This window comes from Pseudomonas sp. Eth.TT006, from assembly GCF_054456575.1.
Map to the genome: position 1 here is coordinate 433,264 of NZ_JBTJEN010000001.1, position 20,756 is coordinate 454,019.

General features: G+C 61.7%; 20 protein-coding genes and 1 other RNA gene. 13 read left to right on the forward strand and 8 right to left on the reverse strand.

Annotation, left to right across the window (positions count from 1 at the left end):
- Positions 1–294 precede the first annotated feature (294 nt).
- On the forward strand, positions 295–963 hold the full coding sequence (locus ACXR0M_RS02020) for a gamma-glutamylcyclotransferase (RefSeq protein WP_458829445.1): 669 nt from the start codon (positions 295–297) through the stop codon (positions 961–963).
- Here ACXR0M_RS02020 and glpT read toward each other — a convergent pair.
- Entirely contained in the window at positions 939–2,288 is a 1,350-nt protein-coding gene (gene glpT / locus ACXR0M_RS02025) for a glycerol-3-phosphate transporter (protein WP_458829446.1), read from the reverse strand. The genes ACXR0M_RS02020 and glpT overlap by 25 nt on opposite strands.
- A gap of 225 nt (positions 2,289–2,513) precedes the next feature.
- Here glpT and ACXR0M_RS02030 point away from each other — a divergent pair, with 225 nt between their 5' ends.
- A complete protein-coding gene (locus ACXR0M_RS02030) occupies positions 2,514–3,143 on the forward strand; it encodes a flagellar basal body-associated protein FliL (RefSeq protein WP_458829448.1) in 630 nt (209 codons plus the stop codon).
- A 14-nt stretch (positions 3,144–3,157) separates the two neighbouring features.
- Here the strand turns inward: ACXR0M_RS02030 and ACXR0M_RS02035 are convergent, their stop codons facing one another.
- Entirely contained in the window at positions 3,158–4,135 is a 978-nt protein-coding gene (locus tag ACXR0M_RS02035; protein WP_458829450.1) for an NADPH:quinone oxidoreductase family protein, read from the reverse strand.
- A gap of 150 nt (positions 4,136–4,285) precedes the next feature.
- Here ACXR0M_RS02035 and ACXR0M_RS02040 point away from each other — a divergent pair, with 150 nt between their 5' ends.
- A complete protein-coding gene (locus ACXR0M_RS02040; protein ID WP_027610485.1) occupies positions 4,286–4,693 on the forward strand; it encodes a flagellar basal body-associated protein FliL in 408 nt (135 codons plus the stop codon).
- 141 nt (positions 4,694–4,834) lie between these two features.
- On the opposite strand, the gene ACXR0M_RS02045 is transcribed toward ACXR0M_RS02040, so the two are convergent.
- Positions 4,835–5,287: an EVE domain-containing protein gene (locus tag ACXR0M_RS02045; protein WP_458829452.1), complete on the reverse strand. Its 453-nt coding sequence runs from the start codon at positions 5,285–5,287 to the stop codon at positions 4,835–4,837.
- Between the two features lie 195 nt (positions 5,288–5,482).
- Between ACXR0M_RS02045 and ACXR0M_RS02050 the strand changes: the two genes are divergently transcribed.
- Positions 5,483–5,638: a hypothetical protein gene (locus tag ACXR0M_RS02050; protein ID WP_458829454.1), complete on the forward strand. Its 156-nt coding sequence runs from the start codon at positions 5,483–5,485 to the stop codon at positions 5,636–5,638.
- A gap of 33 nt (positions 5,639–5,671) precedes the next feature.
- On the opposite strand, the gene ACXR0M_RS02055 is transcribed toward ACXR0M_RS02050, so the two are convergent.
- The 4 genes from ACXR0M_RS02055 to ACXR0M_RS02070 all read right to left on the reverse strand — a co-directional run bounded on the left by ACXR0M_RS02055 (position 5,672) and on the right by ACXR0M_RS02070 (position 7,090).
- Positions 5,672–6,277: a 5-formyltetrahydrofolate cyclo-ligase gene (locus ACXR0M_RS02055; protein ID WP_458829456.1), complete on the reverse strand. Its 606-nt coding sequence runs from the start codon at positions 6,275–6,277 to the stop codon at positions 5,672–5,674.
- A gap of 80 nt (positions 6,278–6,357) precedes the next feature.
- Positions 6,358–6,536: non-coding RNA, 6S RNA (gene ssrS, locus ACXR0M_RS02060), on the reverse strand.
- Between the two features lie 30 nt (positions 6,537–6,566).
- Positions 6,567–6,884: a cell division protein ZapA gene (locus ACXR0M_RS02065; RefSeq protein WP_458829458.1), complete on the reverse strand. Its 318-nt coding sequence runs from the start codon at positions 6,882–6,884 to the stop codon at positions 6,567–6,569.
- Positions 6,881–7,090 (reverse strand): TIGR02449 family protein, encoded by a 210-nt coding sequence (locus tag ACXR0M_RS02070; protein ID WP_186569751.1) that lies wholly within the window; start codon positions 7,088–7,090, stop codon positions 6,881–6,883. The genes ACXR0M_RS02065 and ACXR0M_RS02070 overlap by 4 nt, the downstream gene beginning before the upstream one ends.
- 130 nt (positions 7,091–7,220) lie before the next feature.
- Here ACXR0M_RS02070 and ACXR0M_RS02075 point away from each other — a divergent pair, with 130 nt between their 5' ends.
- The 8 genes from ACXR0M_RS02075 (at position 7,221) to gcvH (ending at position 16,452) form a co-directional block, all read left to right on the forward strand.
- The gene (locus ACXR0M_RS02075; RefSeq protein ID WP_458829460.1) at positions 7,221–7,781 is read left to right on the forward strand and encodes a YecA/YgfB family protein; all 561 of its coding nucleotides are present in this window, start codon (positions 7,221–7,223) and stop codon (positions 7,779–7,781) included.
- Between the two features lie 27 nt (positions 7,782–7,808).
- A complete protein-coding gene (gene pepP / locus ACXR0M_RS02080; protein ID WP_458829462.1) occupies positions 7,809–9,143 on the forward strand; it encodes a Xaa-Pro aminopeptidase in 1,335 nt (444 codons plus the stop codon).
- A complete protein-coding gene (ubiH, locus tag ACXR0M_RS02085) occupies positions 9,140–10,327 on the forward strand; it encodes a 2-octaprenyl-6-methoxyphenyl hydroxylase (protein ID WP_458829463.1) in 1,188 nt (395 codons plus the stop codon). Before pepP ends, ubiH begins: the two co-directional genes overlap by 4 nt.
- A gap of 109 nt (positions 10,328–10,436) precedes the next feature.
- Positions 10,437–11,654, forward strand: a complete 1,218-nt coding sequence (locus ACXR0M_RS02090) for a 2-octaprenyl-3-methyl-6-methoxy-1,4-benzoquinol hydroxylase (RefSeq protein ID WP_458829846.1) — start codon at positions 10,437–10,439, stop codon at positions 11,652–11,654.
- A gap of 247 nt (positions 11,655–11,901) precedes the next feature.
- Positions 11,902–12,906, forward strand: coding sequence for an extracellular solute-binding protein (locus tag ACXR0M_RS02095; protein WP_458829465.1), 1,005 nt, complete (start codon positions 11,902–11,904; stop codon positions 12,904–12,906).
- 259 nt (positions 12,907–13,165) lie between these two features.
- Positions 13,166–14,782 carry an ABC transporter permease gene (locus ACXR0M_RS02100; protein WP_458829466.1) on the forward strand — a complete coding sequence of 539 codons (1,617 nt, stop codon included), beginning with the start codon at positions 13,166–13,168 and terminating at the stop codon, positions 14,780–14,782.
- Between the two features lie 156 nt (positions 14,783–14,938).
- The gene (gene gcvT / locus ACXR0M_RS02105; protein WP_458829468.1) at positions 14,939–16,021 is read left to right on the forward strand and encodes a glycine cleavage system aminomethyltransferase GcvT; all 1,083 of its coding nucleotides are present in this window, start codon (positions 14,939–14,941) and stop codon (positions 16,019–16,021) included.
- A 47-nt stretch (positions 16,022–16,068) separates the two neighbouring features.
- A complete protein-coding gene (gene gcvH / locus ACXR0M_RS02110; protein WP_458829469.1) occupies positions 16,069–16,452 on the forward strand; it encodes a glycine cleavage system protein GcvH in 384 nt (127 codons plus the stop codon).
- Positions 16,453–16,561: 109 nt separating this feature from the next.
- Here gcvH and ACXR0M_RS02115 read toward each other — a convergent pair whose 3' ends face one another.
- Positions 16,562–17,701 (reverse strand): DegT/DnrJ/EryC1/StrS family aminotransferase, encoded by a 1,140-nt coding sequence (locus tag ACXR0M_RS02115; RefSeq protein WP_458829471.1) that lies wholly within the window; start codon positions 17,699–17,701, stop codon positions 16,562–16,564.
- Between the two features lie 156 nt (positions 17,702–17,857).
- Between ACXR0M_RS02115 and gcvP the strand changes: the two genes are divergently transcribed.
- Positions 17,858–20,731 (forward strand): aminomethyl-transferring glycine dehydrogenase, encoded by a 2,874-nt coding sequence (gene gcvP, locus ACXR0M_RS02120; protein ID WP_458829472.1) that lies wholly within the window; start codon positions 17,858–17,860, stop codon positions 20,729–20,731.
- Positions 20,732–20,756: the final 25 nt, after the last annotated feature.

Below are 20,756 nucleotides of genomic sequence, written 5' to 3' on the forward strand. Positions count from 1 at the left end.
TCAGCGACGGGTAAGAAAGAAAGTCCGATATTTTAGTAGGAAAATTCCCGGGTTTTCTTGAACCGAACCTGAACGCGCCAAGGCTTATGCATATTTCATTCGGGTATTTAAGATATTTTGTTGGGAGTATTAGGCTATATAAAACCCGTTAACTGCAACGGAACATCCGGCTTTAGCGTTATCTGACGGGTCATACATCCCTTAGCACTTTTCGTTTTACAGTTACTGCTATATGTTCTATCCAGCGAATTGTGCTTACATCTTGTAATACTTGCGGGGCCGAACACTTCCGTCATGACAGCCATTGAATCTGCTTTTGTGAATCTGGCTTACCCTCCGCGGCTCGATCTGGGGCCGCAGCTGACCCACGAACAATTGCTCGTCTCGATGCAATCGACCATGGCGCGCCACAAGGGCGGGCCGGTGTGGCTGTTCGCGTATGGGTCGCTGATCTGGCGTCCGGAATGCACGGCAGTGGAACGGATGCGCGGACGAGTCCACGGTTACCATCGCGGACTGTACCTGTGGTCGCACGAGCATCGCGGCACGCCGGAAATGCCCGGGCTGGTGTTTGGTCTGGATCGTGGCGGTTCGTGCAGCGGCTTCGCCTATCGGCTGCCGGAAGAGAACCTCGACAGTGCGCTCTACGCGCTGTGGAAACGCGAGATGCCGTTTCCGTCCTATCGCCCGCACTGGCTCAACTGCCGGCTCGAAGATGGCAGTCAGGTGCAGGCGTTAGGGTTTGTTCTTGAGCGACACCTGCCCAGCTATGCCGGCAACTTGCCGGATCATGTGCTGAGCCAGGTGTTCGAAAGTGCCTGTGGGCGCTACGGCACCACTCGCGATTATGTCGAGCAGACCGCTCACGCCCTGCGCAGCCACGCCATGCCAGACCGCAATCTGGAGGCGCGGCTCAAGCGCTGTCAGGCAAAAGCCGATCAGGCGGCCGCTTCGCGACTCTGACTGGCGACTTGCTTGTGCCATAACGTCGGCGCCAGGAAGGCCATCGACAACAGGCACGCGCCTACCAGCAGGACGAAACCACCGTCCCAGCCGAAATGGTCAACGGTGTAGCCCATCGCCGCGCTCGCCGCGACCGAACCACCCAGGTAACCGAAGAGGCCGGTGAAGCCCGCCGCGGTACCGGCGGCTTTCTTCGGTGCCAGCTCCAGCGCCTGCAGACCGATCAGCATCACCGGGCCGTAGATCAGGAAGCCGATCGAGAACAGTGCGATCATGTCCACGGTCGGGTTGCCGGCCGGGTTCAGCCAGTACACCAGCGTTGCGACGGTCACCAGCGCCATGAACACCATGCCGGTCAGGCCACGGTTGCCACGGAAGATCTTGTCCGACATCCAGCCGCACAGCAGCGTGCCCGGAATCCCCGCCCATTCGTAGAAGAAGTAAGCCCAGGAAGTCTTGTCGACGTCGAAGTGCTTGGCTTCTTTGAGGTAGGTCGGCGCCCAGTCCAGTACGCCGTAGCGCAGCAGGTAGACGAAGACGTTGGCCAGGGCGATGTACCAGAGCATTTTGTTGCGCAGCACGTATTTGACGAAGATTTCCTTGGCGCTGAATTCGTCTTCGTGGCTGGCGTCGTAGCCTTCCGGATAGTCGTTCTTGTACTTTTCGATAGGCGGCAGGCCGACCGATTGCGGGGTGTCACGCATGGTGATGAAGGCAAACACCGCCACGCCCAGCGCCACCGCTGCCGGTACGTAGAACGCCGCGTGCCAGTCGTTGAACAGGCCCATGCCGATCAGGAACAGCGGACCGATCAGGCCGCCGCCGACGTTATGCGCCACGTTCCACACCGAGACCACGCCGCCACGTTCCTTCTGCGACCACCAGTGCACCATGGTGCGTCCGCTCGGCGGCCAGCCCATGCCCTGGGCCCAGCCGTTGATGAACAGCAGGATGAACATCATGGTCACGCTGGACGTGGCCCATGGCGCGAAACCGAAAATGAACATCACCCCGGCCGACACCAGCAGGCCGAACGGCAGGAAGTAGCGCGGGTTGGAACGGTCGGAGACCAGGCCCATGAGGAACTTGGACAGGCCATAGGCAATGGCGATGGCCGACATCGCCAGACCCAGGTCGCCACGGCTGTAGCCTTGGTCGATCAGGTACGGCATGGCCAGCGAGAAGTTTTTGCGCAGCAGGTAGTAACCCGCGTACCCAAAGAAGATACCGGCGAAGATCTGCCAGCGCAGGCGGCGGTAAGTACTGTCTATTTTTTCTTCAGGCAGGGGCGCCTGATGTGCGGCAGGTCGAAAGAAAGCAAACATTCAAGAGCTCCAGATTTCTTGTTTTGACTGCGGATGCGAATGTTACAGTTTCGTTACCGAAAATAGCACCGGTTCGCATCGGCAAAACAGCGGAAATGTTGGAAGTCGCGCGTTCTTTTACGAACCTGTCGCTCAGCTGTAAGAACAGGGCGTTTTCACCACTTTTGCACATCGGGTGACTTAGACTCGCGGCCCGTTCAGCCAATCGATCAGCCGAGACAGGAAATGCCACTGAAGGTTCGCAGGTTGATGCCGAGGTTTTTGGTGGCGGCGGGGCTTGCCGTTGTGTTGCTGACATTGATCGCCACCGATCATCCGGCCCATTCGGGCCTGCGCAACACGACGGTGTTGATCATTCGCCATGCGGAAAAACCGACCGAGGGAGCGGTACTCAATGCCCGCGGCGAACAGCGTGCAGCTGCCTATGTTGATTATTTCAATCCGCTGAAACTCGACGGCCAGACACTCACGCCGCAGCGCTTGATCGCGGCCGGCGACACCCCGCAGAGTTCGCGTTCACGCCTGACCCTGACCCCGCTGGCCCAGCGTCTGAACCTCGCGATCGAGCAGCCCTACGACAATGGCGACCTGCACCAACTGGTCAGGCAATTGCGCAAGAGCAATCAGGCGCAAACGGTGCTGATCGCCTGGCACCACGGCCACATCAATAAACTGCTCAAAGCCTTCGGTGGCGACGCCACGGCGCTGCTGGGGCAGGAAAAATGGCCGGATGAGGTCTTCGACTGGCTGATCGTCCTGCGCTTCGACGACAAGGGGCGGCTGATGCCCTCTCGCAGCCTGAAAGTGCAGGAGCATCTGTTGCCAGGCGACGGATTGTCATCGCCCGGCGGTTGAAGCGACGCGCGGCTTCAGCGCACTTGCACCACAACCTTGCCCACCGCCTTGCGTTGCCCGAGGTCATTGATCGCTTGCGCCGCCTCGCTCAGCGGATACACCTGTGACACCAGTGGTTTCAGCTTGCCCGCGGCGAACCAGCCGAACAGTTGCTGGAAATTCGCGGCGTTGTCCTGTGGCTGACGCTGGGCGAAGGAGCCCCAAAACACGCCGAGCACCGCGGCGCCTTTGAGCAGGGCGAGGTTGACCGGCAGTTCCGGGATGCGCCCGCTGGCGAAACCGACCACCAGCAGCCGGCCGTTCCAGGCGATGGCGCGGATTGCCTGGTCGAACAGGTCGCCGCCGACCGGATCGTAGATCACGTCGGCGCCCTGGCCGTCGGTCAGGCGTTTGATTTCGTCCTTGAGGCTGGTTTCGCTGTAGTTGATCAGTTCGTCGGCACCGGCCGCCTTGGCCACCGCGAGCTTTTCCGCGCTGCTGGCGGCGGCGATGACCCGGGCGCCCATGGCCTTGCCGATTTCCACCGCCGCGAGGCCGACGCCACCGGACGCACCGAGCACCAGCAGGGTTTCACCCGCTTGCAGGTTGGCCCGCTGTTTAAGCGCGTGCATCGAAGTGCCATAGGTCATGCTGAACGCGGCGGCGGTGTGGAAATCCATCGACGGCGGGATCGGCAGGACGTTGTAGCCCGGCACCGCGACCTGTTCGGCAAAGCTGCCCCAGCCGGTCAGGGCCATGACCCGATCGCCAATCTTGAGGTGGCTGACCTTTTCGCCCACGGCGCTGACCACGCCGGCCGCTTCACCCCCTGGGGAAAACGGGAAGGGCGGCTTGAACTGGTATTTGCCCTCGATGATCAGCGTGTCCGGGAAGTTGACCCCGGCGGCGTGCACCTCCAGCAGGATTTCGTTCTTCTTCGCCACAGGACTGGCGACGTCTTCCAGCACCAGCGATTCGGCAGGGCCGAAGGCTTTGCACAGCACGGCTTTCATCAGGGCTATTCCTTTGGGAGTGATGGCCGATAAGTGTAGGTGTGTCAGTCAACGGGTCAACGAGCATGCCCGGCCCTGATAGTCAGGCATAAGCTTGTGCTTGCGCGGCGGGTCGTTATGCTAGGCCGCAAACCGGATAAGGAGCGAATTGTGAAAGCGTGGATCATGTTGTTGCTGGCCCTGTCTCTGCCTGTGGCAGCGCTGGCCGAAGAAGCCAAAGAAGGCGAAGCGCCGAAGGTCAACTACATCACCCTGAGCCCGCCGTTCGTCGGTAACTACGGGCTGGACGGCACGCCGAAGCTGAAGGTCTACAAGGCCGACGTGGCGCTGCGCGTGACGGGCGAGGAGGCGACCAAACTGGTCAAGGCCAACGAGCCGCTGATTCGCAACCAGCTGGTGGCGCTGTTCACCCAGCAGACCACCGAGGCGATGGGCAGCATCGAAGGTAAAGAGAAGCTGCGTCAGGAAGCGTTGAAACAGACCCAGCAAGTGATGAATGACGAGACCGGCAAGCCGGTGGTGGAAGACCTGTTGTTCAATAACCTGATTATTCAGTAAGACATTCGTTATCCGGGTGGGCCCCATCGCTGGCAAGCCAGCTCCCACAGGTTTTTCGGTTGGTCACAAATTATGTGTTCACTGAAAATCCCTGTGGGAGCTGGCTTGCCAGCGATTGCATTTTGGCAGGCGACAAATGAATCAGGGTTTAAGCGCAATCACCGCCGCCCATTGCTCCGCCGTCACCGGCATCACCGACAAGCGCGAACCCTTCTGCACCAGCGGCAACTCGGCCAGCGCGCTCTGCTGCTTCAGGTAATCCAGCTTCAATACCCGGGCAAACGTCTCGACATGCGCCACATCAATCGCAGTCCAGGCATTTTTCTCTGGCGTGGCTTTCGGGTCGAAGTAATGGCTCTCGGGTTCGAGTGCGGTGGGATCGGGGTACGCCGCCCGAGTAATCTTGCCGATGCCAGCAATCCCTGGTTCCGGGCAGCTGGAGTGATAGAAAAAGAACTCATCGCCTACCGCCATCGTCCGCAGGAAATTGCGCGCCTGGTAGTTGCGAACCCCGTCCCAGCGCGCGCTGCCGAGCTGCTCCAGGCCTCTGATCGAGAGTTCGTCGGGCTCGGATTTCATCAGCCAATAGGCCATGTCTTGTGCTCCTCCAGCGGTCATTGGGCAGGTTGTCGGGCAATTTTATGACAAACCGACGGTCGGTTGACGTCAGCATTTGCGCCCGGGTTCACGTTGTCGCAAAATGCCGGCCTTTAAAGCTTGACGCTGCTGCACGGCTACGAACGGAACCGCTGCTGTCATCGTGATGATGTGCCTTGAGGGGGGCAATCGATGAAACGCAAACCGGATTTGCTTTGGACTTTGGTTATTTTGTTCGGCCTGGGTGTCGTGACCACCGGTTACGCGCAAAGTCTCTGGACCAGCAAGACCGATGCTCCGGTAGCCGTCGCGCAACAGGTTCAACAGTCCAGCGCATTCAAACGCTGAAACTGCCTTTTCGACGCCGCTGATCTGCGGCGTCTAGTCTGCGAAATACCACGCCTTGTCTGTCACCGTGCCCTGTAACGGAACATCCCAGCTCGCCTGCGCCAGACGTTCGACCTTCTGACATTCATGGGCCAGCCCCAGCAGCGTCGGCTTGCGCCAGTTTTTGCGGCGGGCAAGGTACGCCAGGCTGCGGTCATAGAAACCGCCGCCCATCCCCAGGCGTCCGCCGACATCGTCAAACCCCACCAGTGGCAACAACACCAGGTCCAGCGTCCAGATCTTGCGCTGATGAGCGAGGTTGGCTCGCGGTTCGAGAATGCGAAAGCGATTGGGCTTGAGCTTTTCCCCCGGACGAATGCGCTGAAAAACCATTTTGGTCCGTGGCCAGGCACTGAGCACCGGCAGGTAGGTGGCCTTGCCGCGACGCTGGGCTTCGCGCAACAGCAGGCGCGGATCGATTTCGCCATCGGTGGGCAGGTACAGGGAGATGTGTCGCGCCCGGCGAAAGTGCGGGTCTTGTGCCAGTTGGCGGAACAGGCCTTTGGCAGCCTGGCGTTGCTCGCTCGGGGTCAGCGCGCGGCGTGCCTTGCGCAGCAGGCGGCGGAGTTGCGGGCGGGGCAGCAGCGCAGGTTCGGTCATGGTTCGGCTTCGGCAGTTGAGGGCGAAAACGCACGCATAAAAAATCCGATGTCGGCAAAAACCGGCATCGGATTCGAATCAGGCTCCCCGGATGAACCGCTGTCAACTTAGCCCTTGAACCCGAAAGTTCAAGGTGGAAGATGCAGTAGACTTTAAGGCTTTCCGTCTGGCGGACATGCACACCAGCCCAACGTGCAACTTCCAGGGTAGTGCGAATCGGCTCAGGGACATCGTCAACTGGCAAGCACCCCAGGGAGTGCCGCGAGTATACCTCAAGCGGCCAGTCGAATCAGCCCTTGCTGGTGTTCTGATCGTCGGCGAGCACCAGATCGACACGATCGAGCAAGTCGCGCACCTGTTCGCGGGTCGAGCCGCTGGCCTGGATGTCCGGGCGCTCTTCTTTGTGCAAGAGATCGTGGGTGATGTTCAGCGCGGCCATCACGGCGATACGGTCGGCACCGATGACTTTGCCGCTGCTGCGGATCTCGCGCATCTTGCCATCCAGGTAGCGGGCGGCGCTGACCAGATTGCTGCGTTCTTCCGGTGGGCAGATGATCGAATACTCTTTGTCGAGGATCTGCACGGTAACGCTATTGCTTGAACTCATGAGTCTTGCTCCAGGGCCTTGAGGCGCGAAATCATCGATTCGACCTTACGCCGGGCGATTTCGTTTTTTTCAATGAGGTGAGCGCGTTCCTCGCGCCAGGTCTTTTCCTGAGCTTGTAAGAGTGCGTTTTGACTCTTTAGTTGCTCGACTCGACCAATCAGCAGTTCGAGTCTGGCCATCAGCGCTTGCAGGTCGGTGTCTTCCATTGTGTCCACTGGGTCGGAGTCTGTCTGATGGGATAGCTGGCGGACAGCCTTTAATAGTCTTGGCGAGTCTGTCGATGTAGGATACAAGGCCTTCATTCTAGACATAGCGCCGTCTGGCGCCTAGCTGCCCATGACCATTGCGAATTCCCCGTACCAAGCCTTTGCCACCCTGCTGACCTCCAGCGGCCACAACGTCTCGCCTGCCGAACTGCATGGCGTGCTGCTCGGGCGCAGTTGCGCCGGCGCCGGCTTCGATAACGATGGCTGGCTGATCGACGCCGCCGAACTGCTCGAAGGCGACATCCAGGACAACGTCCGCAACGCCCTGATCGGCCTGCAAGAGATGGTCAAGGGCGAGCTGACCGGCGACGACGTCACCGTCGTTCTGCTGCTGCCGACCGATGATGCGCCACTGGCCGACCGCGCTGCCGCACTGGGCCAATGGTGCCAGGGCTTCCTCAGCGGTTTCGGCCTGAACTGCCGCGACAGCAGCATGCTCAGCACCGAAGCTACCGAGGTGCTGCAGGATCTGGCAGCGATCTCCCAGGTGCAAGATGCTCTGGAAGAATCCGAAGACGGCGAAACCGACTACATGGAAGTCATGGAGTACCTGCGCGTTGCGCCGCTGCTGCTGTTCTCGGAAACCAGAAAAGCCGACATGCCGCCAGCCGCCAAGCCGTCGCTGCATTAATCGCGTGCCAGGGAAAGCCATCTGCCCATGACCCATATCCCCAAAGCGGAATACAGCCGTCGCCGCAAGGCCTTGATGGCGCAGATGGAACCCAACAGCATCGCGATCCTGCCCGCCGCCGCGGTGGCGATCCGCAACCGTGACGTCGAGCACGTCTACCGTCAGGACAGCGACTTCCAGTACCTCAGTGGTTTCCCCGAGCCGCAAGCCGTCATCGTCCTGATGCCGGGGCGCGAGCATGGCGAGTACGTGTTGTTCTGCCGTGAACGCAACGCCGAACGCGAGTTGTGGGACGGCCTGCGCGCTGGCCAGGAAGGCGCGATCCGTGACTACGGCGCTGACGACGCCTTCCCGATTACCGACATCGACGACATCCTGCCGGGTCTGATCGAAGGCCGCGACCGGGTGTACTCGGCGATGGGCAGCAACCCGGAATTCGATCGGCATCTGATGGACTGGATCAACGTGATCCGCTCCAAGGCGCACCTCGGTGCCCAGCCACCGAACGAATTCGTTGCCCTGGATCATCTGCTGCACGACATGCGCCTGTATAAATCGGCGGCAGAAGTGAAGGTGATGCGCGAAGCGGCGCGGATTTCCGCTCAGGCGCATATCCGGGCGATGCAGGCCAGCCGGCCGGGACTGTACGAATACAGCCTCGAAGCCGAGCTCGATTACGAATTCCGCAAGGGCGGGGCGAAAATGCCGGCCTATGGGTCGATCGTCGCCGCCGGGCGCAACAGCTGCATCCTGCATTACCAGCAGAATGACGCGCTGCTCAAGGACGGCGATCTGGTGTTGATCGACGCCGGTTGCGAAATCGACTGCTATGCCAGCGACATCACCCGCACCTGGCCGGTCAATGGCAAGTTCTCGCCGGAACAGAAAGCGATCTACGAGTTGGTGCTGGCCTCGCAGGAAGCTGCGTTCGCTGAAATTGCTCCGAACAAAAACTGGAATCAGGCGCACGAAGCCACGGTGCGGGTCATTACCGCAGGCCTGGTCAGGCTCGGGATTCTGCAAGGCGAGGTCGACGAGCTGATCGCGACCGAAGCCTATAAAGCCTTTTACATGCACCGTGCCGGGCACTGGCTGGGCATGGATGTACACGACGTCGGCGAATACAAGGTCGGCGGCGAATGGCGGGTGCTGGAGGTCGGCATGGCGCTGACCGTGGAGCCGGGCATCTACATTGCCCCGGACAACCCGAACGTAGCGAAGAAATGGCGTGGCATTGGCGTGCGCATCGAGGATGACGTGGTAGTGACCAAGACCGGTTGTGAAATCCTGACCAGCGGCGTACCGAAAACCGTCGCCGAGATCGAAGCGCTGATGGCGCAAGCACGGACACACGCCGCATGAGTCGAGTCAATCTGGCAATCATCGGCGGCGGCCTGGTCGGCGCCAGTCTGGCGTTAGCCTTGCAGGCCGGGGCCAAGGCCCGCGGCTGGAGCATCGTGCTGATCGAGCCGTTCGCCCCCGGCGACAGCTGGCAGCCGAGCTACGATGCGCGCTCCTCGGCGCTGTCCTTCGGCTCGCGGCAGATCTATCAGCACCTCGGTGTGTGGCAGGAAATCTCCCGGCGTGCCGAGCCGATCAAACAGATTCACGTCTCCGACCGTGGCCGCTTCTCCACTGCGCGTCTGTCGGCGATGGAAGAGGGCGTACCGGCACTCGGCTACGTGGTAGAAAACGCCTGGCTCGGCCAGTGTCTGTGGCAGCACCTCGATAAAGAGGTGATCAGCTGGCGTTGCCCGGCGGAAGTCACGCACATGGAGCCGCTGCCCGATGGCTATCGCCTGACCCTCAACGATGAAACCACCATCGAATGCGATCTGGCGGTGCTCGCCGATGGCGGCCGTTCGGGCTTGCGCGAGCAATTGGGCATCAACGTGCGCAAGCGTCCGTACAACCAGAGCGCGCTGATCGCCAACATCACCCCGAGCGAAGCGCACAACGGCATGGCCTTCGAGCGCTTCACCGACGAAGGGCCGATGGCCTTGCTGCCGTTGCCGGAAAACCGTTGCGCGCTGGTCTGGACCCGTCTGGGTATGGACGCGCAACGTCTGGCCGAGCTCAGCGAGCGCGATTTCCTCAGCGAGCTGCAAGGCGTGTTCGGCTACCGTCTCGGCACCTTGAAACAGGTTGGTGCGCGGCATCTGTATCCGCTGTCGCTGGTCGAGGCCGAGGAGCAAGTGCGCTCGCATCTGGCCGTGCTCGGCAACGCCGCGCACAGCCTGCATCCGATTGCCGGGCAAGGCTTCAACCTGTCGCTGCGTGACGCCGATGCGTTGGCCACGACGCTGCTTGCCAGTGATAAACCGCTAGGTGACTTCGCCACGTTGCAGGCCTATCGCGAGCGTCAGCGTCTGGATCAGGACCTCACTGTGGGTTTCTCCGATCAGGTCACGCGGCTGTTCGGCAGCACTCAGCCGCTGGTATCGCTGGGCCGCAACATCGGCCTGCTCGGCCTCGATCTGCTGCCTCCGGCCAAACGTTGGTTCGCCCGTCAGGCCATGGGGCTTGGAACTCGTCCGGATGCTTGAGCGGCGGGTCGCTACTTTGACTTTCAGGAGCGCGCCGCCCACTGGCGCGCTCGGTAAAACCCTTTACGGGCGGCGCATGCCGCCAGCGAGACAGGCTTAAAGCATGGAAATGCGCGCAGATCTGCTGATTGTCGGAGCCGGAATGGTCGGCAGCGCCCTCGCGTTGGCGTTGCAGGACAGCGGCCTGGAAGTGTTGCTGCTCGACGGCAGCCCGCTGAGCGTCAAACCGTTCGCGGCCGACGCACCGTTCGAGCCACGGGTGAGCGCCTTGTCGGCAGCCAGCCAGCGGATTCTTGAACGCCTCGGCGTATGGGACGGCATCTCTGGACGCCGCAGCAGCCCGTACACCGACATGCACGTGTGGGACGGCAGCGGCACCGGGCAGATCCATTTCTCGGCGAGCAGTGTGCACGCCGAGGTGCTGGGGCATATCGTCGAAAACCGTGTGGTCCAGGATGCCTTGCTCGAGCGCTTGCACGACTGCGATCTGGGCCTGCTGGCCAATGCGCGCCTGGAGCAGATGCGTCGCTCCGGCGATGACTGGCTGCTGACCCTGGCCGACGGTCGCAAATTGCGCGCGCCGCTGGTGATCGCCGCCGACGGCGCCAATTCGGCGGTGCGGCGCCTGACCGGCGTGACCACCCGCGAGTGGGATTACCTGCACCACGCCATTGTCACCAGCGTGCGCAGCAGCAAGCCGCACCGGATGACCGCGTGGCAGCGTTTTACCGATCACGGACCGCTGGCGTTTCTGCCGCTGGAGCGTGACGGGCAGCAGGACTGGTGCTCAATCGTCTGGTCGACCACCCCGAGCGAAGCTGAACGCCTGATGGCGCTGGATGAAGCCGCGTTCTGCCGAGAGCTGGAACGGGCCTTCGAAGGCTGCTTGGGCGAAGTCCTCAGTGCCGATCCACGGCTGTGCGTGCCATTGCGCCAACGCCACGCCAAACGATACGTAGCCGAAGGCCTGGCGCTGATCGGCGATGCGGCGCACACCATTCACCCGTTGGCCGGGCAGGGGGTGAACCTGGGCTTCCTCGATGCGGCGGTGCTCGCGGAAGTGCTGCTACAGGCGACAGAGCGCGGTGAACGGCTGGCGGATGTGAAAGTGCTGAGCCGTTACGAGCGTCGGCGCATGCCGCACAACCTGGCGTTGATGGCGGCGATGGAGGGCTTCGAAAGGCTGTTTCAGGCCGATCCGCTGCCAGTGCGCTGGTTGCGCAATGCCGGGCTGAAGCTGGTGGAGCAGATGCCGGAGGCCAAGGCGCTGTTTGTGCGTGAGGCGCTGGGCCTCACAGGCGATCTGCCGGCGCTGGCCAAACCCTGACTTCTGCAAGGGGCTGAAGGCTCACGATTGGGATGCATTCCCCTGTAGGAGCTGCCGCAGGCTGCGATCTTTTGATCTTGATCTTAAAAAAAGCAAAGTCAAAAGATCGCAGCCTTCGGCAGCTCCTACAGGGGATATTTGTCGCGCCGTGCAACATCTGGTAACTCCTTGCACAAGAGTTCGATTGAGCCGGTAAATGTGAGTCCTTATCATTTGGCCCACATTTTTCGACCGCGAGATCACTCCCATGTTGGCACCCAAGCGTCTCCTGACCGCACTGGCCCTGACCCTGATCGGCAGCACCACCGCCCAGGCCGCCGACGAGGTGGTGGTCTACTCCTCGCGTATCGATGAGCTGATCAAACCGGTGTTCGACGCCTACACCGCCAAGACCGGGGTGAAGATCAAGTTCATCACCGACAAGGAAGCGCCGCTTATGCAGCGGATCAAGGCCGAAGGTGCAAACGCCACCGCCGACCTGCTGCTCACCGTCGATGCCGGCAACCTCTGGCAGGCCGAGCAGATGGGCATCCTGCAGCCGTTCACCTCGAAGACCATCGACGCCAACATTCCTCTGCAATATCGTTCCTCGACCCACGCCTGGACCGGCCTGAGCCTGCGCGCGCGGACCATCGCCTATTCCACCGAACGGGTAAAACCCGGTGAGCTGACCACCTACGAAGCACTGGCCGACAAGAACTGGGAAGGGCGCCTGTGCCTGCGCACGGCGAAAAAGGTCTACAACCAGTCGCTGACCGCGACCATGATCGAAGTGCACGACGCCGAGAAGACCGAGCAGATCCTCAAGGGCTGGGTCAACAACCTGTCCACCGACGTGTTCTCCGACGACGTCGCGGTGCTGGAAGCGATCAACGCCGGCCAGTGCGATGTCGGCATCGTCAACACCTACTACTACGGTCGTCTGCACCAGCAGAAACCAGACCTCCCAGTGAAACTGTTCTGGCCGAATCAGGCTGATCGCGGTGTGCACGTCAACCTGTCGGGCATCGGCCTGACCAAACACGCACCGCACCCGGAAGCGGCCAAGGCGCTGGTCGAGTGGATGACCACGCCTGAGGCGCAGAAGATCTTCGCCGACGTGAACCAGGAGTTCCCGGCCAACCCGGCGGTACAGCCTTCGGCAGAAGTGGCGGCGTGGGGCAAGTTCATCGCGGACACCTTGCCGGTGGAAGTGGCGGGCAAGCGTCAGGCTGAAGCGATCCGCATGATGGATCGGGCGGGCTGGAACTGAGGCTTTCCGATAACACTGTTCACTTTAGATCGCTGCCCTCACCCCAGCCCTCTCCCAGAGGGAGAGGGAGCCGACCTGTGTTGTTTTCGAAACTGGAGTTCGACTCGATATCTCAGGTCGATGTAGCTTGCATGAGCACCTCGGTCAGTCCCCTCTCCCTCCGGGCGGTCCGACGTTTCGGGAGGGCTAGGGTGAGGGCAACAATCCCAACCTGAAATACCCAATCCGAGAACACCCCAATCCTTCCAGAGATTCAAAAGTGGCCCACCCCGCCCAACGCCGCTGGTACCCCATTGTCTTCGCCATCGCTGCGCTGGTGCTGCTGCCCCTGAGTGTTTTGCTGCTGTCGTGGCAAGCCATCGATCAGCAGATCTGGTCGCACCTGTGGCAGACCCAGATGCCGCGCCTGCTGGGCAACACCCTGACGCTGGTGTTGGGCGTGGGTGTCGGGGTGACGCTGCTCGGTGTCAGTCTGGCCTGGCTCACCAGCCTCTGCGAATTCCCCGGACGGCGTTGGCTCGACTGGGCGTTGATGTTGCCCTTCGCGATTCCGGCCTACGTGCTGGCGTTCGTTTTCGTTGGCTTGCTGGACTTTGCCGGCCCGGTGCAAACCCTGTTGCGCGAGTGGTTCGGCAGCGGTTTGCGTCTGCCGCGCGTGCGCTCCACCGGCGGGGTGATTGTGGTGTTGGTGCTGGTGTTTTATCCCTACGTCTACCTGTTGGCGCGCACCGCGTTTCTCGCGCAGGGCAAAGGCCTGATGGAAGCGGCGCGGGTCCTCGGTCAGTCGCCATGGCAGGCGTTCTGGCGGGTGGCGTTGCCGATGGCGCGGCCGGCAATTGGCGCCGGGGTGGCGCTGGCGCTGATGGAGACCCTGGCGGATTTCGGCGCGGTATCGGTGTTCAACTTCGACACCTTCACCACCGCGATCTACAAGACCTGGTACGGCTTTTTCAGCCTGCCCAGCGCGGCGCAACTGGCGAGTCTTTTGCTGCTGGTGGTGATGCTGGTGCTCTATGGCGAGCGGCGCGCGCGGGGTGCCAACCGGACGAGCAACGAGCGCCCGCGGAGCAAGGCGCTGTATCACCTGCACGGGTTCAAGGCATTCGCCGCAACAGGCTGGTGCGCCCTGGTGTTCGCCTGTGCCTTCGTCATTCCGTTGCTGCAATTGATGGTGTGGTTTTGGCAGCGCGGCCGTTTCGATCTCGATGAGCGTTACGCTGGGCTGATCCTGCACACCTTGTATTTGGGGGGCATGGCGGCGCTGATCACCGTCAGCGTCGCCTTGCTGCTGGCCTTCGCAAGGCGATTGGCGCCGACCCGGGCGATCCGCTCCGGTGTCAGTCTGGCCAATCTCGGTTATGCGTTGCCCGGCTCGGTGCTGGCAGTGTCGATCATGCTCGCCTTCAGTTACCTCGATCGCGAATTGGTGATTCCGCTGTCAGGCTGGCTCGGGGGCGCCGGCAAGCCGCTGCTGCTCGGCAGTCTGGCGGCGTTGCTGATGGCTTATCTGGTGCGCTTCATGGCCGTGGCCTATGGGCCGCTGGAAAACAATCTGGCGCGTATACGGCCATCTTTGCCCGAAGCAGCACGTAGCCTCGGTGTCAGTGGGCCGCGACTGTTTTTCAAAGTGTATCTGCCGCTGTTGCTGCCCGGCACGCTGAGCGCGGCGTTGCTGGTATTCGTCGATGTGCTCAAGGAAATGCCCGCGACTCTGCTGATGCGCCCGTTTGGCTGGGACACGCTGGCGGTGCGGATCTTCGAAATGACCAGCGAGGGCGAGTGGGCGCGGGCGTCGTTGCCGGCGCTGACCCTGGTGTTGGTCGGTCTGTTGCCGGTGATTGGCCTGATCCGCCGCTCGGCGCACCGAAACACTTAGTAGTGAGAGCTGAATCATGCGGCTACAATGCGCGGCATTCGGTGCGGTTCGTCTGACAGACCCGTTCGCTGAGATCGGCTGAAAGCCTTATATTTCGCGGCTTTCATCCCGTACAGCGGCGGTCCGCACCTTCGCCACGCCCGGAAGGAGACACCCATGGGACAGCGTACGCCTCTGTATGACCTGCATCTCGCCCTCGGCGCGAAGATGGTCGATTTTGGCGGTTGGGACATGCCACTGCATTACGGCTCGCAGGTCGAGGAACACCACGAGGTGCGCCGCGATTGCGGGGTGTTCGATGTTTCCCATATGACCGTTATCGACGTCGATGGCCCCCAGGCCAAGGCCTGGCTCCAGCATTTGCTGGCCAATGACGTCGAGCGCTTGCACCGCCCCGGCCGCGCGCTCTACAGCACCATGCTCAACGAGCGTGGCGGCATCGTCGACGACATGATCGTCTACCGTCTCGAAGACCGTTATCGCCTGGTGTTCAACGCCTCGACCCGCGATCAGGATCTGGCCTGGATGCAGGAGCATGTCGCCGGGTTCGTGGTGCAGCTGCACGAGCGTCAGGACTTGGCGATGCTGGCCATTCAGGGGCCGCAGGCCCGGCACAAGATTGCCGAACTGGTCACCCACTCCCGTGCCGAAGTGATTCATCGGCTCAAACCGTTCGAAGCCGAAGTCGATGGCGACTGGTTCATTGCGCGCACCGGTTATACCGGTGAGGACGGTCTGGAAATCGCCTTGCCGGCCGATCAGATCCTGGGGTTTTTCAACGATCTGGTGGGCGCCGGCATTTCGCCGATCGGCCTCGGCGCTCGCGACACTTTACGGGTGGAAGCCGGAATGAACCTCTACGGTCAGGACATTCATCAAGATGTCTCGCCGCTGGCGTCCAATATGGCCTGGAGCATCGCCTGGGAACCGGCGTCGCGCCAGTTCATCGGCCGGGCCGCGCTGGAAGCGGAAAAAGCCGCCGGGGTGGCGCACAAACTGGTGGGTCTGGTGCTTGAGGAGCGCGGTGTTTTACGTGCCCATCAGGTGGTTCGTATCGCCGATGTTGGCGAAGGAGAGATCACCAGTGGTAGTTTCTCTCCTACGCTAAGCAAATCGATTGCCCTGGCGCGCGTACCGATGGCGACAGCCGACCGCGCCGAAGTGGAAATCCGCGGCAAGTGGTATCCGGTACGAGTGGTCAAACCGACCTTCGTGCGCCATGGCAAAACCTTGATCTAACCTTTCCGGCGGGCCTGACCGCTGACAATTTCTTGAGGACACCGAGCATGAGCAACATCCCCGCCGAACTGCGTTTTGCCGAAAGTCATGAATGGGCCCGTCTGGAAGCCGACGGCACCGTTACCGTGGGCATCAGCGATCACGCGCAGGAAGCGCTGGGTGATGTGGTGTTCGTTGAACTGACTGAAGTGGGCAAGGTGTTTGCCGCTGAAGACCAGGCCGGGGTGGTCGAATCGGTGAAAGCTGCTTCCGACATCTACGCGCCAATTGCCGGTGAAGTGATTGCCGTCAACGAAGAGCTGAGCGGTGCGCCGGAACTGTTGAACTCCGACCCGTACGGTGCATGGATCTTCAAGCTCAAGCCAGCCAACGCTGCTGATCTGGACAAACTGCTCGACGCTGCCGCCTACAAGGCTGCAATCGGCGAGTAAACCGCGCCATTGGTAGGAGCTGCCGCAGGCTGCGATCTTTTGATCTTGCTTTTTAAAAGATCAGGGTCAAAAGATCGCAGCCTGCGGCAGCTCCTACAAGGAAAGCGGTTCAGGGTTTCAATACGGCTTTCACCGCCGCCACCGAACGCTCGACATCGTCCTTGCTCATGCTGGTGAACATCGGCAACGACACGATCAAGCGTCCAACACGCTCGGCCACCGGCAACATCCCTTCCTTGAAACCGCGCTCGCGGTACAGACTGAGCAAATGAATCGGCGGGTAGTGATAGCCGATACCGATGCCTCTGGCCTGCATCTGTTCCATGAACGTCGCCCGTGCCGGCAAACCGTCCGTGCGCTCCGGCAGGACCAGCTGGAACAGGTGCCAGTTGCTGTTGGTGAAATCCGCGGGCGGCAGTTGCGCGCCATACAGCGCTTCAAAGTCATCACCAAAGCATTGGAAGTAATGACGGGCCAGTTCCTGGCGATGGGCGGTCAACGCTGCGATATGGGCAAACTGGCCGAGGCCGATGGTCGCGGCGACGTCGGTCATGTTGAACTTGCCACCGAGCACATCGACATCGAGGCCATCAAAACCGTTGCGCGTCACGCCTTGCAAACGGTACTTCTCCGCCAGCCGCGCTTCTTGCGCGGTACTCAGCACCAGACAGCCGCCCTCGGAGCAGGTGACGTTCTTGTTCGCCTGAAAACTGAACGACACGAAGTCGCCAGTGGCGCCGATACGCTGGCCGTTCCAGCTCGAACCCAGTGCCTGGGCAGCGTCTTCGACAATGCGCAGATTGTGTTTGCGGGCGATGGCGTACAGCCGGTCCATGTCCACCGGCAGGCCGGCGAGGTACACCGGAATCACTGCCTTGGTGCGCGGAGTAATCGCCGCTTCCAGCTGATCGAGATCGATGTTGCGGGTCACCGGGTCGATGTCGGCGAACACCGGGGTGGCGCCGACTTCGAGGATCACGTTGGCGGTGGCGACCCAGGAAATCGGTGTGGTGATCACCTCGTCACCCGGGCCGACGCCGGCAATGCGCAAGGCGATTTCCATGGTGCAGGTGCCGGAGTTGAACGTGCGCACCGGGCGCCCGCCGAAGTATTCCGACAGCTGTGCTTCAAAGGCCTGGACCTTCGGCCCGCTGGTGATCCAGCCGGAGCGCAGCACATCGCCGACAGCGGCAATCGTGGCTTCATCGATGACAGGTTTGGAAAACGGCAGGAACGGCAGTTGGCTCATGAGGGCTCGATCATCCGGAAAGTGGACGCCTGATGCAGGCGCTACAGCATGCCCCGAACGCCCGCTGGCGCCAAGCCGTGCGCGGCGGTATCGGCTGCTATGCTGGTTTGACCGTGTTTGCATTGACGCCGCGCGCCAGTCAAGAGAGAGCCCGTCATGTCCCAGTTGCCATCCCTGAGCCAGTTACGTGACCCCGAAGCCTTCCTGCGCCGCCATCTCGGCCCCGACGCCGCCGAGCAGCAAGCGATGCTCGACAGCCTCGGCCTTGGCAGCCGGGTCGAACTGATCGAACAGACGGTGCCGTCGGGTATTCGCTTCAACCGCGCGCTGGATTTGCCGCCGGCCCTGGATGAGCAGGCAGCGCTGGCCAAACTGCGCGGTTATGCCGAGCAGAACCAGGTGTGGACCAGCCTGATTGGTATGGGCTACCACGGCACGCTGACGCCGACGGTCATCCTGCGCAACGTGCTGGAAAATCCCGGCTGGTACACCGCCTACACCCCGTATCAACCGGAGATCGCGCAGGGCCGTCTCGAAGCGCTGCTGAATTTCCAGCAACTGACCATCGACCTCACCGGACTTGAACTGGCCAACGCCTCGTTGCTCGACGAAGCCACCGCCGCGGCGGAGGCCATGGCGCTGGCCAAACGTGTGGCGAAGTCCAAGAGCAATGTGTTTTTCGTCGACGAGAACTGCCATCCGCAGACCCTTTCCGTGGTGCAGACCCGCGCCGAAGGTTTCGGCTTCGAGCTGATCATCGACGCTGTGGATAACTTGAAGCAGCACCAGGTGTTCGGCGCATTGCTGCAGTATCCCGACACCCATGGCGAGATCCGGGATTTGCGCCCGGTCATCGATCACTTGCACGCGCAGCAGGCGCTGGCCTGTGTGGCAGCGGATCTGCTGAGCCTGTTGTTGCTGACGCCGCCGGGCGAACTGGGCGCAGACGTGGTGTTCGGCTCGTCCCAGCGCTTTGGTGTGCCGATGGGCTACGGCGGCCCGCACGCGGCGTTCTTTGCCAGCCGCGATGAATACAAACGGGCGATCCCCGGGCGGATCATCGGCGTGTCGAAAGACGCGCGCGGCAACGTCGCGCTGCGCATGGCCCTGCAGACCCGCGAGCAACATATTCGCCGGGAGAAGGCCAACTCGAACATCTGCACCGCGCAGGTGCTGCTGGCCAATATCGCCAGTTTCTATGCGGTGTATCACGGGCCGCACGGCTTGAAACGCATCGCGCAGCGCGTGCATCGATTGACCTGCATTCTCGCGGCAGGCCTTGAGCGTCATGGGCTGCGGCGAATCAACCGGCAGTTTTTCGACACCCTGACTCTCGACGTGGGCGGTGCGCAGAGTGCGATCATCGACAGCGCCAAGGCCGCGCAGATCAACCTGCGGATTCTCGGTCGTGGCCGTGTGGGGCTTAGCCTGGATGAGACCTGCGATGAGCGCACCGTGGCCAAGCTGTTCGATGTGCTGCTCGGTGCCGATCATGGCCTGAGCGTCGAGCAACTCGACGCCGAGACACTGCTGTCCGGCATCCCCGACACTTTGCAGCGCAAGACGCCATACCTGCGCCATCCGGTATTCAACGCCCACCACAGCGAAACCGAGATGCTGCGCTACCTCAAGCAACTGGAGAACAAGGATCTGGCGCTCAACCAGTCGATGATCCCGCTGGGTTCCTGCACCATGAAACTCAACGCGACCAGCGAAATGGTCCCGATCACCTGGCCGCAGTTCGCCGACCTGCACCCGTTCGCACCTCGCGAGCAGGCGCTCGGTTACACCTTGATGATCGAAGAACTGGAGCGCTGGTTGTGCGCAATTACCGGGTTCGATGCGATCTGCATGCAGCCCAACTCCGGGGCTCAGGGCGAATACGCCGGGCTGCTGGCGATTCGCAAATACCACGAAAGCCGAAAGCAGGGCGCGCGGGATATCTGCCTGATTCCGTCCTCGGCGCATGGCACCAACCCGGCTTCGGCGCAGATGGCCGGGATGCGCGTGGTGATCGTCGAGTGCGACGAAGCCGGCAACGTCGATCTGGATGACCTGAAGGCCAAGGCCGCCGAGGCCGGGAACAAGTTGTCGTGTCTGATGGCGACCTATCCATCGACCCACGGCGTGTACGAAGAGGGCATCAGCGAGATCTGCGAAGTTATCCACAAACACGGCGGGCAGGTGTACATGGACGGCGCCAACCTCAATGCGCAGGTCGGGCTGGCGCGGCCAGCGGACATCGGCGCCGACGTGTCACACATGAACCTGCACAAGACCTTTTGCATCCCGCATGGCGGCGGCGGTCCGGGCATGGGGCCGATCGGCATTCGCGCGCATCTGGCGCCGTTCGTTGCCAATCACCCGGTGGTGCCGATCGACGGCCCGTTGCCGCAGAACGGCGCGGTCAGTGCAGCGCCGTGGGGCAGCGCGAGCATTTTGCCGATCAGCTGGATGTACATCGCAATGATGGGCCCGCAACTGGCTGATGCCAGCGAGGTGGCGATCCTCGCCGCGAACTATCTGGCGCAACATTTATCCGGGGCATTCCCGGTGCTGTACACCGGGCGCAATGGAAGGGTGGCGCATGAATGCATTCTCGACCTGCGGCCGTTGAAGGCGCAGACCGGAATCAGCGAAGAGGACGTCGCCAAACGCCTGATGGACTACGGTTTCCACGCGCCGACCATGTCCTTTCCGGTGCCGGGCACCTTGATGGTCGAACCCACCGAGAGTGAGTCCAAGGCCGAACTCGACCGCTTTATCGGCGCCATGCTGAGCATCCGCGCGGAAATCACCGAAGTGCAGAACGGCAACTGGCCGGCGGAGGACAACCCGCTCAAGCGTGCGCCGCATACCCTGGCGGATGTCACCGGGGTCTGGGAACGGCCCTACAGCATCGAACAAGGCATCACTCCGGATGCACACACCAAGGCGCACAAGTATTGGCCGGCGGTGAATCGGGTGGATAACGTCTATGGGGATCGCAACCTGTTCTGCGCCTGTGTGCCGGTGGATGATTACCGCTGATTTCTCAGGGGCCCCAAATCCAATT

Bases quoted from the DNA above. Each gene is read 5' to 3' on its own strand.
- ACXR0M_RS02020 (WP_458829445.1), top strand. From the start codon at position 295: ATGACAGCCATTGAATCTGCTTTTGTGAATCTGGCTTACCCTCCGCGG.
- glpT (WP_458829446.1), bottom strand. From the start codon at position 2,288: ATGTTTGCTTTCTTTCGACCTGCCGCACATCAGGCGCCCCTGCCTGAA.
- ACXR0M_RS02030 (WP_458829448.1), top strand. From the start codon at position 2,514: ATGCCACTGAAGGTTCGCAGGTTGATGCCGAGGTTTTTGGTGGCGGCG.
- ACXR0M_RS02035 (WP_458829450.1), bottom strand. From the start codon at position 4,135: ATGAAAGCCGTGCTGTGCAAAGCCTTCGGCCCTGCCGAATCGCTGGTG.
- ACXR0M_RS02045 (WP_458829452.1), bottom strand. From the start codon at position 5,287: ATGGCCTATTGGCTGATGAAATCCGAGCCCGACGAACTCTCGATCAGA.
- ACXR0M_RS02050 (WP_458829454.1), top strand. From the start codon at position 5,483: ATGAAACGCAAACCGGATTTGCTTTGGACTTTGGTTATTTTGTTCGGC.
- ACXR0M_RS02055 (WP_458829456.1), bottom strand. From the start codon at position 6,277: ATGACCGAACCTGCGCTGCTGCCCCGCCCGCAACTCCGCCGCCTGCTG.
- ACXR0M_RS02065 (WP_458829458.1), bottom strand. From the start codon at position 6,884: ATGAGTTCAAGCAATAGCGTTACCGTGCAGATCCTCGACAAAGAGTAT.
- ACXR0M_RS02070 (WP_186569751.1), bottom strand. From the start codon at position 7,090: ATGGAAGACACCGACCTGCAAGCGCTGATGGCCAGACTCGAACTGCTG.
- ACXR0M_RS02075 (WP_458829460.1), top strand. From the start codon at position 7,221: ATGACCATTGCGAATTCCCCGTACCAAGCCTTTGCCACCCTGCTGACC.
- pepP (WP_458829462.1), top strand. From the start codon at position 7,809: ATGACCCATATCCCCAAAGCGGAATACAGCCGTCGCCGCAAGGCCTTG.
- ubiH (WP_458829463.1), top strand. From the start codon at position 9,140: ATGAGTCGAGTCAATCTGGCAATCATCGGCGGCGGCCTGGTCGGCGCC.
- ACXR0M_RS02090 (WP_458829846.1), top strand. From the start codon at position 10,437: ATGCGCGCAGATCTGCTGATTGTCGGAGCCGGAATGGTCGGCAGCGCC.
- ACXR0M_RS02095 (WP_458829465.1), top strand. From the start codon at position 11,902: ATGTTGGCACCCAAGCGTCTCCTGACCGCACTGGCCCTGACCCTGATC.
- gcvT (WP_458829468.1), top strand. From the start codon at position 14,939: ATGGGACAGCGTACGCCTCTGTATGACCTGCATCTCGCCCTCGGCGCG.
- gcvH (WP_458829469.1), top strand. From the start codon at position 16,069: ATGAGCAACATCCCCGCCGAACTGCGTTTTGCCGAAAGTCATGAATGG.
- ACXR0M_RS02115 (WP_458829471.1), bottom strand. From the start codon at position 17,701: ATGAGCCAACTGCCGTTCCTGCCGTTTTCCAAACCTGTCATCGATGAA.
- gcvP (WP_458829472.1), top strand. From the start codon at position 17,858: ATGTCCCAGTTGCCATCCCTGAGCCAGTTACGTGACCCCGAAGCCTTC.